The organism is Pseudomonas sp. NFX1, from assembly GCF_051123555.1.
GTDB classification, from domain to species: domain Bacteria; phylum Pseudomonadota; class Gammaproteobacteria; order Pseudomonadales; family Pseudomonadaceae; genus Aquipseudomonas; species Aquipseudomonas capeferrum.
This window is the reverse complement of record NZ_CP169366.1, coordinates 3,024,464-3,042,181: the sequence shown is the minus strand read 5'-3', so window position 1 is coordinate 3,042,181 and position 17,718 is coordinate 3,024,464. Positions and strand designations below refer to the sequence as shown.

Below are 17,718 nucleotides of genomic sequence, written 5' to 3'. Positions count from 1 at the left end.
CGCTGCGGCCGAGCTGGCCGCAGCGCTTGAATGGATAGAGGAAAGCATGAGCAAGCAGATTCTGATTCTCCCAGGTGATGGCATCGGCCCGGAAATCATGGCCGAGGCGGTCAAGGTGCTGGAGCTGGCCAACGACAAGTTCCAGCTGGGCCTGAGCCTGGCGCACGACGTGATCGGTGGCGCGGCCATCGACAAGCATGGCGTGCCGCTGGCTGACGAGACCCTGGAGCGTGCGCGCCAGGCCGATGCCGTGCTGCTGGGCGCTGTGGGCGGCCCGAAATGGGACAAGATCGAGCGTGACATCCGCCCTGAGCGTGGCTTGCTGAAAATCCGCTCGCAACTGGGCCTGTTCGCCAACCTGCGCCCGGCCATCCTCTACCCGCAACTGGCCGATGCTTCCTCGCTCAAGCCAGAAATCGTCTCGGGCCTGGATATCCTCATCGTCCGTGAGCTGACCGGTGGCATCTATTTCGGTGCGCCACGTGGCCAGCGCGAACTCGAAGGTGGCGAGCGCCAGGCCTACGACACACTGCCCTACAGCGAAAGCGAAGTGCGCCGCATCGCCCGCGTCGGTTTCGACATGGCCCGTGTGCGCGGCAAAAAGCTGTGTTCGGTGGACAAGGCCAACGTCCTGGCTTCGAGCCAGCTGTGGCGCGAAGTGGTCGAAGACGTGGCCAAGGACTACCCGGATGTCGAACTGAGCCACATGTACGTCGACAACGCTGCCATGCAGTTGGTCCGCGCGCCCAAGCAGTTCGACGTGGTAGTGACCGACAACATGTTCGGTGACATCCTGTCGGATGAAGCTTCCATGCTGACCGGTTCCATCGGCATGCTGCCTTCGGCGTCGCTGGATGCCGACAACAAGGGCATGTACGAGCCGTGCCACGGCTCGGCGCCGGACATCGCCGGCCAGAGCATCGCCAACCCGCTGGCGACCATCCTGTCGGTGTCGATGATGCTGCGTTACAGCTTCAACCAGCAGGCTGCAGCCGAGGCCATCGAGCAGGCCGTCAGCCTGGTGCTGGACCAAGGTTTGCGCACCGGTGACATCTGGTCGGCCGGCTGCGACAAAGTAGGCACGCAGGAAATGGGCGACGCAGTAGTCGCAGCGCTGCGGAATCTGTAATCTCTCTGGCCCGCCACCGTTTTTGGTCGGTGGCGGCCCACTTTTAGCAAAGGTGTAGTTGCGATGAAACGTGTAGGTCTGATCGGTTGGCGCGGTATGGTCGGTTCCGTGCTCATGCAGCGGATGCTGGAGGAGCAGGATTTCGACCTTATCGAGCCGGTGTTCTTCACCACCTCCAATGTCGGTGGCCAAGGCCCGAACGTGGGCAAGGATACAGCTCCGCTCAAGGACGCGTATTCGATTGAAGAACTCAAGACCCTCGACGTGATCCTGACCTGCCAGGGCGGCGACTACACCAACGAGGTCTTCCCCAAGCTGCGTGAAGCCGGCTGGCAGGGTTACTGGATCGATGCCGCCTCGTCCCTGCGCATGCAGGATGACGCGGTCATCATCCTCGACCCGGTCAACCGCAAGGTCATCGACCAGCAGCTCGATGCCGGCACCAAGAACTACATTGGCGGCAACTGCACGGTCAGCCTGATGCTGATGGGCTTGGGCGGCCTGTTCGAGGCCGGCCTGGTCGAGTGGATGAGCGCCATGACCTACCAGGCGGCTTCCGGTGCCGGCGCGCAGAACATGCGTGAGCTGATCAAGCAGATGGGCGCCACCCATGCGGCCGTGGCCGATGATCTGGCGAACCCGGCCAGCGCCATTCTGGACATCGACCGCAAGGTTGCCGAGACCATGCGTGGCGAAGCGTTCCCCACCGAGAACTTCGGTGTGCCGCTGGCCGGCAGCCTGATTCCGTGGATCGACAAGGAGCTGCCGAACGGGCAGAGCCGTGAAGAGTGGAAGGCCCAGGCCGAAACCAACAAGATCCTCGGTCGTTTCAAGAGCCCGATCCCGGTCGACGGTATCTGCGTGCGCATCGGCGCCATGCGTTGCCACAGCCAGGCGCTGACCATCAAGCTGAACAAGGACGTGCCGCTGGCCGACATCGAAGGCATGATCAGCCAGCACAACCCATGGGTGAAACTGGTGCCGAACCAGCGCGAGATCAGCATGCAAGAGCTGACCCCGACCAAGGTCACCGGTACCTTGAACATTCCGGTGGGTCGCCTGCGCAAGCTGAACATGGGTTCGCAGTACCTGGGTGCGTTCACCGTGGGTGACCAGCTGCTGTGGGGCGCCGCCGAACCGCTGCGCCGCATGCTGCGGATTCTGCTGGAGCGTTGATCGTTCTGGTTTGACCGAAAACCCGCGCTGGCGACAGCGCGGGTTTTTTATTCCTGCCATTTTTGTAACGGCAGCACGTAGCAGTGGCAAAATGCCTGGCTTAACGAGAAGCGTTCTCATTATACTCGGGCTCCCCAGTTTGCCTGAGCATAGGAAAGTGCTGACGTGCTGGAACAACTCTTCAACGAACATGCCTCTGCCTTGCACCGCTATCTGCTGCGCAAGAACTGCACGCCAAGTCTGGCGTCGGACATCGTCCAGGAAACCTTCCTGCGCTTAGCCCAGATGGAGGGTGTGGAACGGCTGCTGACCACGCCGGCGTACCTGTTCCGCGTTGCCCATAACCTGATGATCGACCATCATCGCCGCTACGGTGCGAAACGTTACGAGGCTGAGCCATCGATCGTCTTCGATTGCCTGGTCGATGAAGGCAGCTCACCCGAGGCACAGGCGCTTGGCACCCTCGAGCTCGAACGCCTGCACGCGACGCTGGAGCTGCTGCCCGAGCGCACGCGCAATGTGTTTCTGCTGTGCCGGGTAGAGGGCATGACGCACAAAGAGGCCGCACGCTATTTACGGATTTCCACCAGCTCTGTACAAAAACACCTGGCCAGCGCGCTCGTCAAAATCGGCAGGGGGATTGAACCTGATCAGTAGTCCAGGCCCGAGCGCTGACCTGGCCGCACTCGCAGAAGAACACTAACAGGCAGCAGCACCGTACCGTGAACCCTCCAGATTCCGTTGACCCGATCGAGCGCAAGGCCGCCGACTGGGTCATGCGCTACCGTCAAGGCCGCCTCGGCCCCGCCGAGCAAGCGGCCTATCGGCGTTGGCTGGCCGCCGACCCCCGGCACGCTACCGCTGCCCAGCGCATCGACCGCGCCTGGCAGGCCAGTGCCGTGTTGCGCCAGGGCTATGTGCGGCCACCGCGTCCGGCAAGGGCCGCTGGGCCGCTGGCCTGGCTGCAGGCCGCGTGGCATCGCCCCTGGGCCAGCGGCGCCAGCTTTACAGGGCTGGCGCTGGCCTGCTGGCTGTGGCTGGCACCGCCGTTCTGGGTGCAAGGCCTGGGTGCCGATTACCATACGGGTTATGGCGAGGTGCGCCATGTCACCCTGGGCGATGGCAGCCAAGTCGAGCTGGGCAGCCGCAGTATCCTCAGCGTCGCCTACGACGGCCAGCGGCGCAGTGTGCGCCTGAAGCGCGGCGAGGCGATATTCACCCCGTCACCGGTGCGCGACACAGAGCCTCGGCCATTTACCGTGCACACGCCAGGGGCAACCATCACCGCGCGCGGCACGCGCTACCTGGTGGGGGTGGACCAGGACGATCGCTCGGGATGGGTGGGTGTGCTGCAGCACAGCGTCGAAATCAACTTGCTGCCACATGGCCTGGACGAGGCCTCGGCGTCTGCGGTGTTGCAGCAGGGTGACAGCCTCTACTTCGGCCCGCACACAGGCCTCAAACCCTTGGAGCAATCACCCCAGGAGCTTGCCAGCTGGGAGGCGGGCAGGGTGGTGCTGCGCCAACAGACACTGGCCCAGGCGGCCGAGCATCTGGGGCGTTACCGCGCCGGCCTGATCTTAGTGCGCGGCGAAGCATTGCGGCGCTTACCTGTCAATGCCGTGGTGCGGGTCGACCATGTTGAGGATGCCCTGCGGCAGTTGGCCGAGCAGGCACATGCCCGAGTGTTGGAACTACCGGGTGTGTTATTGATTTTTTGATATAGGTAGACCGCTTTTTAGATCATATCGCTCTACTGCGTTTCACCCCCTCGCCCGTTACTAGATGCAAATAACTCTTATTTGTTTTTAGCTGGGGTGTTCGGAACGCATGTCAAAAGGAGCTTCGGGGCATTTTACCCCTCAACGTGGCAAGCTGAGCCTGGGCATTCAGCTGGCACTGTTGGCCTGGTGCAGCGCCACGCCGGTGCTGCATGCCGCAGCCGCCACCACTCCGTCCGCCGCGGCCAGCAGCCAGGTTGGCCAGTACCATGAGTTCGACGTGCAGGGTGGGGCGCTGGAAGATGCCATGCTGCGTCTGGCGAACCAGGCGGGCGCCGAGCTCTACCTGACCGGCAACACGTTCAGCGGCCTCTATGCCAACCCGGTGCGTGGTCGCCTGTCGCTGGAGGCAGCGTTGCAGCAACTGCTCAGCGGCCTGCCGGTGAGCTTCAGCCTGAGCGGCCAGCCCGATCGCCCGGTCATTCACCTGCAATCGGCCAGCGAGGCCAGCACCGACGACCTGCATCCGACCTACGTGTACAGCCAGCGCGACGGCCGCTCGCGGGACGAGAAGGGCTACAGCGACGTCTACGATCAGGACATCTCCACCGTGTACGCCGGCAAGGAGCAGATCGAGCGCTACAAGGGCGCCGCGCCCGCCGATGTGTTCAAGGGCATGCTCAACGTCTACAGCGGCGATGCGCGCAACAGCGGCGCGCTCGACCCCAACGTACGCGGCATCCAGGGCCCTGGCCGGGTACCGTTGACCATCGATGGCACGGAACAGGCGCTGACCGTGTACCGCGGCTACATGGGCGCCAACAACCGCAACTACATCGACCCCAACCTGATCGGCTCGATCAAGGTGATCAAAGGCCCGAACCTTGAGCGCAACGTCTACAGCGGCGTCGGCGGCGCGGTGGTGGCCAATACCCTGAGTGTCGACGACATCCTCAAGCAGGGCGAAACGTTCGGCGGCGAGTTCAAGATCGAAGGCAGCAACAACTCGGTGTCGCCGAAGCTGCCCACGTTGCTGACCGGGCAGATGCCCGGCGCGGATTACCAGTACTTCCCGATCAACTCCTACTACGACCCGTCGCTGTACAAGCACCCGCGCACCAGTAGCAGCAACGACCTGCTTTCCAGCGACGACCAGGCCTACCGCCTGGCCCTGGGTACGCGCCAGGAGCATTTCGACCTGATGGCGGCCTATGCCTACCGCGAGAAGGGCAACCATTACGCGGGCAAGAACAAGAGCGACTACTACGCAAGCGGCGAGGTGGTCGACGGCAAGTGGGACTACGTGCCGAACCTTGCGCGTATCTACAAACCCGGCGATGAGGTCCCCAACACCTCCAGCAAGATGGAGTCGTCGCTGGCCAAGGCCACCTGGAAGATCGACGAAGGCCAGCACCTGGAGTTTGGCTACCGGGATACGTCTTCGCTGTACGGCGAAATCCTGCCAACGCGCATCTCTTTCTTCACCCCCGGCAGCCAGTACGACGCAGCCACCTATGGCGTACCGCAGTGGCCCCTGAGTCACGTTGACAGCAAGGCCTACAACCTTGAGTACACGCTCAACCCCGAAGATAACCGTTGGCTGGACCTGTACTCCAACCTGTGGATGACCCGCACGCTCAGCGATACCTACAGTGCCGGTGGGGTGCCCAACGAAACGACTGCGCAGAACCCCGCATTCCGCAACACGGCAGTGGCCAATGCCAAGCATGACCGGGTGGGCCTGACGGTAAGCAACAAACTCAAGCTGCTAAACAGCCTCGATCTGACCCTCGGTGGCAGCTATCAGCACGAAAAGTTGAGCTCGGGCGACAGCATCTACGACCCCACCGCGCTTTCGGTGACGCGGATGTTTCCGCGGGCGGGGCGTCGCGAAGAGCAGGAGTACAACTTCAATTTCGATTGGCAGCCCGTCAGTTTCGCGCGTTTCACTGCGGGTGGGCGTTACTCCTCCTACTGGTCATTCGACGACTTTCTGGACCAGCAACAGCGTGACACCGGTTTGACCAGCCTGAATATGCAATCAGGGCAAGGCGTGCTCTACACCACGCGCAAGAAGCTCACGGATCAGGAATGGCGCGCGGTAGTGGATGAGAAGCTCACGTTCTTCAATGAGATCTGGGACATGTTCGACACGCCCATGGAAGAGCGGCAACCCACGATCGACTTGATTGAAAGCGAAACTCCTCGTGAACTCGACACGGAACATAGCCAGCACTGGGCCCACGACGGCAGCGGGCGCTATCGACGCAGCGACAGCCCGTGCATCACCGGCGCTGTCGCAGGTGAAGAGATGGTGTCGTGCACTGCCTCGGGTTACTCCGCAGGCGCGGACGCACTGGACCTGGAGGGTAACCTAGCCAACCAGGCGGTAGACGGTTCGGCAAAGCATCGCAGGGATCATGGCTGGGTGCCTAACGTGTCTGCCACCTTCTACACCTCGGAAAATGGCCGGTTCTACCTGCGTTACAGTGAAGCCATTCGTTACCCGAGCATGTTTGAAAGTACGGTGGGCTTCTCCGCCTCGCTGTCGCCCTGGCCATTAAAACCGGAACATGCGCATAACTATGAAGTGGCCTATGTGCATAACCTGAGCGGTTGGCTGGGCAGCGAGCAGGCGGATGTAAAGTTTACCTACTATCACAACACCACGACCGACGTCATCGAACGCAACCCGCAACTGTTGTTTTCCAATATCGAAAAACAAACGACGGCCGGCCTGGAATTTCAGGGGCGTTATGACAGTGGCAGGTTCTTTACTGACCTGAGTGTGGCGCATGTCTTGAAAAACAAGGTTTGTGATGAGAATACCGCCATACGGCTGGACCCTGCCGGCAGCATTCCCGATTGTGTCGACGATGGCTTCGTTGGGGGTTACCTGGTGGGCATGGCGATGCCTGAGTGGTCGGCGAACCTTGGGCTGGGTGCGCGCTTCCTGGAGCGTCGCCTGGAAGTCGGTGGGCGGGTCATCTACTACAAAGGGCACGACAGCAAGTTCTACAACAACTATGGCAATAACCCCATGGTCTCGTATTACTTGAATACGCCGTTGTCGTGGGATGACATCGTGACCTACGACGCCTATGTCAATTACAGGTTGACGGATGACGTGAACGTCGAGTTGGTGGGTACCAACTTGAGCAATCTGTATTACCTGGATCCGCTGACGCGGTCGGCAATGCCGGCACCCGGGCGAACACTGAAAATCGGTTTGACCGCAACATTCTGACTGTGTGAGGTGATGATGGACGGGTAAATATTGCCGAAAGGCGGACGTGCTGGTGTGTTGAATACTTTTAACTTCTCAATGGATTATGAAATGAAATCGTTCAATGTTTCCGTACTTGCAGTTGCACTTCTGGGCCTGACCGGCGTCGCTCAAGCCGACGTTGCTTCCGGGCAAAGCTACACCGGCACCGTGCAGGTGGGTGGCTCGCAAGGCACTTCCACCAACCATGCCGGCGAAGCAGGTTCGCCTGCGGTGGGCGTCAATGCCTTCTATAACGGTACCCGGGTAGCCTTCAGCGGACTCAAAGCCATGGTGCCGGCCGATACCAGTGGGGTGACCACCATCACCCCAGCCATGATGCCGGCGTCCCACGCCAGCCTGGGCAACTTCGACTTCAAACAGGTTTCGACCCAGCAAGTGTACTTCGGCGAATGGTCGCAGAACGGCACCAACAATGATCCGACCCGCGTCGTCTACTACTCCGGCGACACCGCCGGCCGCGTGCTGCCGACCACCAATGTCAACTATGCGGTTCAGGGCATCAGCAACTACTCCGGTGCCAACCTGCTGTCGGGTAACCTGACTGCAACCTTCGGCGCGGCCACCCCGACCTTGTCGGGCAACCTGGCCAACGGCGCCTTGAAGGTCTCGCTGAACGCCGGCATCAACAAGACGACTGCAGCGTTCACCGGTATTGCGACGGCTATCAACCCGTCCACCAACGCAACGCTGTCAGCGGGTACCACCCAAGGCAGCTTCTTCGGCGCCGGTGCCACCGCCTCCCTGGCCGGTATCGCCAAGTTCACCAACCGCAACTACGACACGGCCTTCGGTGGCGTGAAGCAGTAAGCCGCTGAGCCGCCCCTGGGCGGCATGTGGCGGGTGCCCGAGACGTCGGGTACCCGCCACGGCGTTTTCCCCTTCATTCCGAGGCATCCCGAGAACCGAGCAATGCCCCAGCCTTCACGCCTGCACTATCTCTTATTGTTTTCCCTCCCTTGTTCACTCCCCATCAGCGCCCTGGCCGACCAAGACACCAGCCTGCGCCTGAATCAGAGCATCGAATACCGCGCCAGCCGCCAGGAGCGTGAGTTGCTCAAGGACGAAGCCGCCGGCACCACCTTGGTTATCGATGGCCAGGCTTATCGGGTCGGTGACAACATCGATGACCTTGGTCGTGCGCTTTACATTTCGGTACAGCGCCAGCAGTGGGCCGATGTGGCGGCATTTCGTGCACGCTATGTGGCGCTGCCAGGCCATGACCTGATGCTGGTGGCCTATGCCGAGGGTGCGCTGGCGCGCGCCGATGGCAATCTGGAACTGGCCGAGGCCCAGTACCGCAAGCTGCTGACGATTCAGGGTGACTTCCTCCCAGGCCAGCTGGAACTGGCCCGGGTGCTGTTCGAGAACCGCAAGGACCGCGAGTCGGCCACGGCCTTCCGCCAGATCAGCCAGAGCCTTGGCCCGGCTGATGCGCGCAATCAGGGGCTGGGCAACACCGTTGACAGCTTTGTCGAGGCGCTGGACCACCGCGAGAGCTGGCAAGGTTCGATTGCCATCGGCCCGACCTGGAGCGACAACCTCAACCAGTCTTCGGGAAGCACCACTACCTATCGCCTGGAAACCAGCGAAGGGGTGTACCTGATCGAACGCAAACTGCCCAAGGCGGTGTCGGCAAGCGGCATCGACTACGAAGCCACGCTGAACAAGCGGGTTGCGCTGTCCGGGCACCATGGCATGTTCGCCAGGGCGCTGGCCTATGGCCAGGCCTACGACCGGCAGGGCAGGTACAATGAAGACACGTTGATCAGCAATGCCGGCTATAGCTACCAGGACGTGCGCAACCAGTACAGCCTGGGGCCATCGTTCGAATACAACCGCATAGGCAGTAACCGCATGTACTCGGCCTGGGGCCTGCGCGGGGAATGGATGCACAACCTCTCGCCGACGCGCATGCTCAAGCTAGAGGGCGAATACAAGGACATGGCCTACCGACGCGAGCTCGCTAACACTTATGACGGCGGCGCCTCTTCGTTGTATGCCACGCTTTGGCAGGCGCTACCGCAGCAGTGGACCCTGTTCGGCGGCTTCGACCTGACCGACCGCGACAGCCGCGACGACACCGAGGCCTACCTGCAGAAAGGCCTGCGTCTGGGCGTGGCGAAAGACTTCGAGGTGGGTGCCAGCGCCGTCTTGTTCGCGTCCTGGCGTACCCGCCAGTACGACGCTTACAGCGCGTTGACCGATGCCAGGCGCCATGACGAAGAGCAGGGTTACACCTTTATCGTGCGGGCGCCGCGCCTGGCCTTTCATGACCTGGTGCCAAGCCTGACGGTCAAGTACAACAAGGTCAGCAGCAACGTCGACTGGCTGTACAGCTTCGAACGCAACAGTGTCAGCCTCAAGCTTGAGAAACAGTTCTGAAGGCCTTCGCGTCGGCTGCGTTGGCCTCGTCGGGGCAATGCGAGTAAAGTGCCGCTCCCGTTTCGCCTGAGGCAGCCCGTAGCATGAACCCTTCTCTCGATATCGCCGTCGTCGGCGCCACCGGCAGTGTCGGTGAAACCCTGGTACAGATTCTCGAAGAACTGGCGTTCCCGGTCGCCACCTTGCACCTCCTGGCCAGCATGGAGTCCGCAGGCAGCAGCGTGATGTTCGCCGGCAAGAAGCTCAAAGTCCGCGAAGTGGACAGCTTCGATTTCGCCCAGGTCAAGCTGGCCTTCTTCGCCGCAGGCGCGGCGGTCAGCCGCAGCTTCGCCAGCAAGGCCCTGCAGGCAGGCTGCACGGTCATCGACCTGTCCGCTGGCCTGGACGATGCCATTGCCGTGGTGCCTGAAGCCAATGCCGAACGCCTTGCCGGCCTGACGCTGCCTGCGCGCATTGCCAGCCCCAGCAGCGCAGCCGTTGCCCTGGCCGTTGCGCTGGCGCCGCTCAAGGGCTTGCTGGACATCGAACGGGTTCAGGTGATGGCCGCGCTGGCGGTGTCCGCGCAGGGCCGTGAAGCGGTCAGCGAACTGGCCCGGCAGACCGCCGAGCTGCTCAACGCCCGCCCCCTGGAGCCGCGCTTCTTCGACCGCCAGATGGCGTTCAACCTGCTGGCCCAGGTCGGCGCCGCCGACGAACAGGGTCACACTGCACTGGAGCGGCGCCTGGTCAGCGAATTGCGCGTGCTGCTCGGGCAGCCTGAACTGAAGATTTCGGTGAGCTGCGTTCAAGTCCCGGTGTTTTTCGGCGATAGCTTCAGTGTGGCCGTGCAGAGCCGTCGCCAGGTCGACCTGGCTGCGGTCAACCAGGCCCTGGAGTCTGCCGACAGCGTCGAGCTGGTGGAGCGCGACGATTATCCGACCCCGGTTGGTGACGCAGTGGGCCAAGACGTGGTCTATGTTGGTCGTGTACGCCATGGTGTCGATGAAGATCAGCAGCTCAACCTCTGGCTGACCACCGACAACCTGCGCAAGGGCGCGGCGCTCAATGCTGTGCAGGTGGCACAATTGTTGATTAAAGACAGGCTGTAAAAGATACTGCGAGCACTTTTGTCCTGCTCTGCATGCAGGTTTCGGGACGATTCATACAAGGGAAGAGGTCATGCTTCGAATTCGCAAACTGGTTCTGGCCATGGCGGCTGCCTCGGCGCTGTCGTCGGGTATGGCCAATGCCCTGGGCCTGGGGGAGCTGACCCTCAAGTCGGCACAGAATCAGCCGCTGGACGCCGAGATCGAATTGCTCGACGTGCGCGACCTCACTGCCGCCGAGGTGGCGCCGAGCCTGGCGCCGCCGGAAGAGTTCAGCAAGGCGGGGGTGGCCTTTCCGACTTACCTCGAAGACCTGACGTTCACACCGGTGATCAACCCCAACGGCAGGAGCGTGCTGCGCGTCACTTCCAGCCAGCCGCTGCCGGGCTCGGTGGTCAAGTTCCTGGTCCAGGTGATGTGGCCGCAGGGGCGATTGCTACGCGACTATAGCGTCCTGCTTGACCAGGCCAAGGCGCAGGGCAAGCAACCGGCGGCGGCCAATGTGGCGCCGGCGGTGACGGGTGCGAGCAACTACACCACCCAGCGCCGCGACACCTTGTGGCAGATTGCCGCGCGCAACAGCCAGGGCGGTTCGATACAGCAGACCATGATCGCGATCCAGGCGCTGAACCCGGACGCCTTCATTGGCAACAACATCAACCAGTTGAAAGTTGGACAGGTACTGCGCCTGCCCGATCAGCAACAGGTGCAGAATATCCCTCAGGGCGAAGCGGTTCGCGACGTGGCCGAGCAGTATGCGGCCTGGCGTGAAGGCCGGCGCCTAGGGCCGCGTGCCCGCCAGCTCGACGCCACCCGCCGAGGTGCTGCCGACGCGGCGCCGGAGCGCATTGCCCAAGGTGACAACCTGCGCCTGGTCAGCCCCGGCAACCAGGCTGGCGCAGGGCAGGCCAAGGCGCTCAATGACAAGCTGGCCGTGGCCCAGGAAAGCCTCGACACCAGCCGCCGTGACAACGACGAGCTCAAGAGCCGCATGGCAGACCTGCAGAGCCAGCTGGACAAGCTGCAGCGTCTGATCGAGTTGAAGAACAACCAACTGGCCCGTCTTGAAGCTCAGGGCGCAGCCGGTACGGCCCCGGTCGCCGCCGCGCTGCCAGGCGAGCCAGCACCCGCGAAACCGGCGGCAAATGCCCAGCCAGTGGTCAAGCCTGCGCCAGCCGCTGTCGACACCGCGCCGAAAAACGTGCCTGCCGCCAATGCTGCGCCGGCTGCCCAGCCAAGCGGCACCTTCGACAATGTGCTCGGCAACCCCTTGCTGCTGTGGCTGATTGCAGGGTCTGCGTTCCTCGTGCTGCTGCTTCTGCTGGTGCTCTTGATGCGCAAGCGCAAGGCTCAGGAAGAGGCAGAGAAACACCTGCGCATGGCGCGGGCCTTGGCTGAGGAAGAGCAGGGTGCGGGCCTGGACATGGCCTCCGACAGCTTTGAAGGCCTGGATGTTTCGGCACCGAGCGTCACGCTGTCGCCAGCCGTGGTCGCGGCCTCTGCCGCAGCTGCTGCCGCCGCGGAAAAACCTGCGGCCCCGGTCACCGAGCCTGTGCTTGAGCCCGACGCCACTGCCGCGCTGCTGGCCGAGGTCGAGCAGAGCGTTGAAAGCGGTCGTCTGAATCATGCCGCCGAGCTGCTCGAAACCGCCCTCGCCGCAGAGCCCGGCCGTGATGAGCTGCGCCTGAAGCTGATGGAAGTGTATGCCCGCCAGGGTGATCACAGTGCGTTCGTCGAGCAGGAGCGTGTGCTGCCGGCTACCGAACAGAATGTGGCTCAGGTTCAGGAACTCAAAGGCCGCTTCCCCGCCATGCTGGGTGTGGCCGCCGCCGGTCTGGGCGCGGCAGCGCTGGCTGCTGAAATGGATGAGCAGTACGTGCAGGGCCTGCTGCAGGACCCGCCTGGGGCACCGGTGGTTGAAGACGTTGTTTCCGAGGACATGGCAGAGCAAGCGCTTGAGCCTGAGCCGGAAGACGAGCCAGCGGTACTGGAGCAGCCCGATTCGGTCGCTGAGGCGGCGCTGGATGACATCGTCGAGCCTGAAACGGAGGCCTTCACCGAAGTGCCTTCGCTTGAGGAATCGGACCTGGACAGCGCCTTCGACCTGAGCCTTGACGAAGACCTGCCAGAGGAAGACCCACTGGCGGCACCGCTGTTGGACGAGCCGGTACTGGATGAGGCTGCGCTGGACGAAACTGTGCTGGATGAGGCTGCGCTGGATGAATCGGTGCCGGCTGAGCCCGTACTGGACGAGGTGCAGGTAGAGCAACAGCCGGCCATCGTGGACGCCGAGCTGCAAGCCGAAGCCGAAGCCGATGCTGATTTCGAAGCGATGCTGGCGCAGGCCGAGCCGCAGCCGGTTGCGGACCTGGACGACTTCGACCTTGATGTCAGCGAGCCGGTTGCCCCGGCTGTCGCCGATGAAACCCCGGTAGATGTCGCCGCCGAACTGGCCGCCTTCGACAGCGTGCCGGAGTTCGAGCCGATCACCGAGCTCGACCTGCCGTCCGATTTCGACCTGTCGCTGTCGCTGGACGACGATTCACCGGCCGCCAAAAGCTTCGCTTCGGAGCTGGACGACGTCAACGCAGAGCTGGACAAGCTGTCGCAGAACCTCGAGTCGCCTTCGCTGGAACCGCACTTCACCACTGAGGATGCAGTGGCGCAGCCGGAGCCCGAGCCGCTGGATGACCTGGACTTCGACTTCTTCTCTGGCAGTGACGAAGTAGCCACCAAGCTCGACCTGGCGCGTGCCTACATCGACATGGGCGACCACCAGGGTGCGCGTGACATCCTTGATGAAGTGGTCAAGGATGGCGACGGGACCCAGCGTCAGGAAGCCGAGGAGCTGTTGTCCCGGTTGGTCTGATTCTGCTGCTGAAGCTTTGTCGCCGGCGTGTCGGCGACGGACATGACAGGCGTTACCTCCAACGGCAGCCCAACAGGGCTGCCGTTGTCGTTATAATCCCGCCATTGCGTATTCACCACAGGTTTCATGCTCTTGGACATCATCGACACCGCCGCCGAATCCGCGGCCGAAGGCTACTCCCGTATCGCCCTGGGCGTGGAATACAAGGGCTCGCGCTATCGCGGCTGGCAGCGCCAGGCCAGTGGCGTGCCCAGCGTCCAGCAAGCCCTCGAGCAGGCCTTGTCGAAAGTGGCGAACGAGCCTATCTCGGTGATCTGTGCCGGGCGCACCGACGCCGGGGTGCACGGCTGCGGGCAGATCGTGCATTTCGATACCCGCGCCATCCGCGACGAGCGCGCCTGGACCCTGGGTACCAATTTCAACCTGCCCCACGACATCAGCGTGGTCTGGTCGCGCCCGATGCCGTCAGACTTCCACGCCCGGTTCAAGGCCACGGCGCGGCGTTACCGCTACGTCATCTACAACGACCCGATCCGCCCGGCACACCTGGCCGAGGAGGTGACCTGGAACCACCGCCCGCTGGATGTCGAACGCATGGCCGAAGCCGCCGCGTTCCTGCTGGGCACCCACGACTTCAGCGCCTTCCGCGCCAGCCAGTGCCAGGCCAAGTCGCCGATCAAGCACATCCATCACCTGCGCGTTACCCGCCATGGCCAGATGATCGTGCTGGACGTGCGTGCCACAGCGTTCCTGCACCATATGGTGCGTAACATCGCCGGTGTCTTGATGACCATTGGCGCGGGCGAGCGGCCGGCCACCTGGGCACGTGAGGTGCTGGAGGGGCGCAATCGCCGTGAAGGGGGGGTGACGGCGCATCCGTACGGCCTGTACCTGGTGCAGGTGGAATACCCCGAAGCCTTCCAATTGCCCAAGCGTTACATCGGCCCACACTTTTTGACCGGCTATGAGGCATTGGCTGACTGACGGACGAAAAGTCATTTGCTAACATCCGGCCTTTCACCGCAATAACAGGGTTCGCAGTCCATGAGCAACGTTCGCAGCAAGATCTGCGGTATTACCCGCATCGAAGACGCGCTGGCTGCCGCCGAGGCGGGGGCTGATGCCATCGGCTTCGTGTTCTACGCCAAGAGCCCGCGCGCCGTGGACGTGCGCCAGGCGCGTGCGATCATTGCCGAGCTGCCGCCATTCGTGACCACGGTCGGGCTGTTCGTCAACGCCTCGCGCTGCGAGCTGAACGAGATCCTCGAAGTGGTTCCGCTGGACCTGCTACAGTTCCACGGCGACGAAACCCCGCAAGACTGTGAAGGTTACAACCGCCCCTGGATCAAGGCCCTGCGGGTGCGCCCAGGCGATGACCTGGAGGCGGCCTGTCGGCTTTACGCTGGCGCCCGGGGCGTGCTGCTGGACACCTACGTGCCCGGCATACCTGGGGGGACTGGCGAGGCCTTCGACTGGTCACTGGTGCCGGCCCGCCTGAGCAAGCCGATCATCCTTGCCGGTGGGCTGTCTGCACAGAACGTCGGCCAGGCCATTGCCCAGGTGCGGCCTTATGCGGTGGATGTCAGCGGCGGGGTGGAACAGGCCAAGGGCATCAAGGATGCGGCGAAGATCGAAGCCTTCATGCGTGCGGTGAAACAGGCGTGACAGTGGATGTGACGGTTGGCGGCGCACCATCGTCCATAGCTATCGCAGCCCCTGCGGGGCGGCCGTCGGTGCGACGGTCGAACAACACATTAACGGTGGAGCGGCGCGCAGGAAGCCCCGGCGGCCGGTCCATCATCGTTTCATAAAAGATATTGAGCTCAAGGGCAGGGCAGGCCGGTCACGCTGGCCCCCGCCCGCCGATACTGGAGAAAGAAAGCATGAGCAACTGGTTAGTCGACAAACTGATCCCTTCGATCATGCGTTCCGAGGTGAAGAAGAGCTCGGTGCCTGAAGGCCTGTGGCACAAGTGCCCGGCTTGCGAGGCCGTGCTGTATCGTCCGGAGCTGGAAAAGACCCTGGATGTCTGCCCCAAGTGCAACCACCACATGCGCATCGGCGCACGTGCGCGTATCGACATCTTCCTCGACGCCGAAGGCCGTGCCGAACTGGGCGCCGAGCTGGAGCCGGTCGACCGCCTGAAGTTCCGCGATGGCAAGAAGTACAAAGACCGCCTCACCGGTGCGCAGAAGCAGACCGGCGAGAAAGACGCCCTGATCTCCATGAGCGGCACCCTGATGGGCATGCCGATCGTGGTCAGCGCGTTCGAATTCTCCTTCATGGGCGGCTCCATGGGTGCCATCGTCGGTGAGCGTTTCGTGCGCGCCGCCAACTACGCCCTGGAAAACCGCTGCCCGATGGTCTGTTTCTCGGCCTCTGGCGGTGCGCGCATGCAAGAAGCGCTGATCTCGCTGATGCAGATGGCCAAGACCTCGGCCGTGCTGGCGCGCCTGCGTGAAGAAGGCATCCCGTTCATCTCGGTGTTGACCGACCCGGTCTACGGCGGCGTTTCCGCCAGCCTGGCGATGCTCGGCGACGTCATTGTCGGCGAGCCAAAGGCACTGATCGGTTTTGCCGGCCCCCGCGTGATCGAGCAGACCGTGCGCGAGAAGCTGCCAGAAGGCTTCCAGCGCAGCGAGTTCCTGCTGGAACATGGCGCCATCGACCTGATCATCTCCCGTGGCGAGCTGCGCCCGCGTCTGGCCCGCCTGCTGGCTCAGATGACCGGCCAGCAAACCCCGGAGCAGGCACGTGAGGCGGCTGCGGTCGCGTGATGAAACAACGATCCCTGGGCGAATGGCTCGCCTACCTCGAACAGTTGCATCCATCGGCCATCGACATGGGCCTGGAACGTTCGCAGAACGTGCTTGCCCGCCTTGCGCTGGGCAAGCTGGCGCCGCGCGTGGTAACCGTCACCGGTACCAATGGCAAAGGCTCCACCTGTGCCTTCGTCGCTGCGATGCTGCGTGCCCAGGGGCTCAAGGTTGGCGTGTACAGCTCGCCGCACCTGTTGCGTTACAACGAGCGGGTGCTCATCGATGGCCAGGAGGCCAGTGATGAGCGCCTGTGCGAAGCCTTCGCCGCCGTCGAGGCGGCGCGGGGCGAAATTTCCCTGACCTATTTCGAGATGGGCACCCTGGCGGCGTTCTGGTTGTTCTACCAGTCGAAGCTGGATGCCGTGGTGCTCGAAGTGGGCCTCGGTGGCCGTCTGGACACCGTGAACGTGGTCGATGCCGACCTGGCGCTGGTAACCAGTATCGGCGTCGACCATGTCGACTACCTGGGTGATACCCGTGAGTGCGTCGCCTTCGAGAAGGCCGGTATCTTCCGCGCCGGCAAGCCGGCGCTGTGTGGCGACCTCGACCCGCCGCAGCCGTTGCTGGACAAGGCGCAGGAACTGGCAGCGCCGTTGTACCTGCGTGGCCGTGATTTCGACCTGGCAAGCGGCGACGCTGCCTGGCACTGGCGCGGGACCACGGCCGACGGTGGCCGAGTAGAGCTGCGCGATCTGCCATTGCTCGACCTGCCCATGGAAAACGCCACCCTGGCCCTGCAGGCCTATTTGTTGATGGGCCTGCCATGGGATGCCGGGCAAATCCGCCAGGCATTGCTCGATACCCGCATCACCGGGCGCCTCGATCGCCGCCAACTGAACTGGCAGGGCAAGCCGGTGGAGTTGCTGCTGGATGTGGGGCATAACCCGCATGCCGCCGCCTACCTGGCGCGGCGCCTGGCCGCTCGACCGCCCAAGGGGCGCCGCCTGGCGGTGTTCGGCCTGCTCGCCGACAAGGACCTGCAGGGCGTTGTCGAACCCTTGCAGGGGCTGGTCGACGACTGGGCGGTGGCACCACTGGATACACCTCGCAGCCGTCCGGCCGCAGAACTGGCGAATGCCTTGACGAACCTCGGCGCCTCGGTGAAGTCTTATGCCAGCGTCGACGCCGCCCTCGAAGGGCAATGCGCGCAGGCGACGGCGGATGACCAGATCCTGCTGTTCGGTTCGTTTTTCTGTGTCGCCCAGGCCCTGGAGTGGTTGGCGCGGCAGGCCCCGGAGGGTTGAGTAG

The 17,718-nt window shown here is 63.1% G+C and carries 13 protein-coding genes; all 13 read left to right on the top strand.

All coding sequences use genetic code 11. The features are described from left to right. Positions 1–46 precede the first annotated feature (46 nt). The 13 genes from leuB to folC all read left to right on the top strand — a co-directional run bounded on the left by leuB (position 47) and on the right by folC (position 17,714). Positions 47–1,129, top strand: coding sequence for a 3-isopropylmalate dehydrogenase (leuB, locus tag DJ563_RS13610; RefSeq protein ID WP_434517878.1), 1,083 nt, complete (start codon positions 47–49; stop codon positions 1,127–1,129). Positions 1,130–1,192: 63 nt separating this feature from the next. Continuing rightward, positions 1,193–2,305: an aspartate-semialdehyde dehydrogenase gene (gene asd, locus DJ563_RS13605; RefSeq protein ID WP_033700540.1), complete on the top strand. Its 1,113-nt coding sequence runs from the start codon at positions 1,193–1,195 to the stop codon at positions 2,303–2,305. 165 nt (positions 2,306–2,470) lie between these two features. Continuing rightward, the gene (locus DJ563_RS13600) at positions 2,471–2,962 is read left to right on the top strand and encodes an RNA polymerase sigma factor (RefSeq protein ID WP_434517877.1); all 492 of its coding nucleotides are present in this window, start codon (positions 2,471–2,473) and stop codon (positions 2,960–2,962) included. Positions 2,963–3,027: 65 nt separating this feature from the next. Beyond that, positions 3,028–4,026 (top strand): FecR family protein, encoded by a 999-nt coding sequence (locus DJ563_RS13595; protein ID WP_434517876.1) that lies wholly within the window; start codon positions 3,028–3,030, stop codon positions 4,024–4,026. Between the two features lie 109 nt (positions 4,027–4,135). After that, a complete protein-coding gene (locus DJ563_RS13590) occupies positions 4,136–7,273 on the top strand; it encodes a TonB-dependent receptor domain-containing protein (protein WP_434517875.1) in 3,138 nt (1,045 codons plus the stop codon). Between the two features lie 90 nt (positions 7,274–7,363). Then, a complete protein-coding gene (locus DJ563_RS13585) occupies positions 7,364–8,122 on the top strand; it encodes a Slam-dependent surface lipoprotein (protein ID WP_434517874.1) in 759 nt (252 codons plus the stop codon). Between the two features lie 102 nt (positions 8,123–8,224). Further along, entirely contained in the window at positions 8,225–9,697 is a 1,473-nt protein-coding gene (locus DJ563_RS13580) for a surface lipoprotein assembly modifier (protein ID WP_434517873.1), read from the top strand. A gap of 83 nt (positions 9,698–9,780) precedes the next feature. Then, entirely contained in the window at positions 9,781–10,785 is a 1,005-nt protein-coding gene (locus DJ563_RS13575) for an aspartate-semialdehyde dehydrogenase (RefSeq protein WP_434517872.1), read from the top strand. 70 nt (positions 10,786–10,855) lie between these two features. Next, positions 10,856–13,651: a FimV/HubP family polar landmark protein gene (locus DJ563_RS13570; RefSeq protein ID WP_434517871.1), complete on the top strand. Its 2,796-nt coding sequence runs from the start codon at positions 10,856–10,858 to the stop codon at positions 13,649–13,651. A gap of 126 nt (positions 13,652–13,777) precedes the next feature. Further along, entirely contained in the window at positions 13,778–14,635 is an 858-nt protein-coding gene (truA, locus tag DJ563_RS13565; RefSeq protein ID WP_033700536.1) for a tRNA pseudouridine(38-40) synthase TruA, read from the top strand. Positions 14,636–14,695: 60 nt separating this feature from the next. Further along, positions 14,696–15,316 carry a phosphoribosylanthranilate isomerase gene (locus DJ563_RS13560; protein WP_186653871.1) on the top strand — a complete coding sequence of 207 codons (621 nt, stop codon included), beginning with the start codon at positions 14,696–14,698 and terminating at the stop codon, positions 15,314–15,316. Between the two features lie 218 nt (positions 15,317–15,534). Further along, positions 15,535–16,428 carry an acetyl-CoA carboxylase, carboxyltransferase subunit beta gene (accD, locus tag DJ563_RS13555; protein WP_033700534.1) on the top strand — a complete coding sequence of 298 codons (894 nt, stop codon included), beginning with the start codon at positions 15,535–15,537 and terminating at the stop codon, positions 16,426–16,428. Continuing rightward, positions 16,428–17,714, top strand: coding sequence for a bifunctional tetrahydrofolate synthase/dihydrofolate synthase (folC, locus tag DJ563_RS13550; RefSeq protein WP_274098952.1), 1,287 nt, complete (start codon positions 16,428–16,430; stop codon positions 17,712–17,714). The genes accD and folC overlap by 1 nt, the downstream gene beginning before the upstream one ends. The last annotated feature ends 4 nt before the right edge of the window (positions 17,715–17,718 follow it).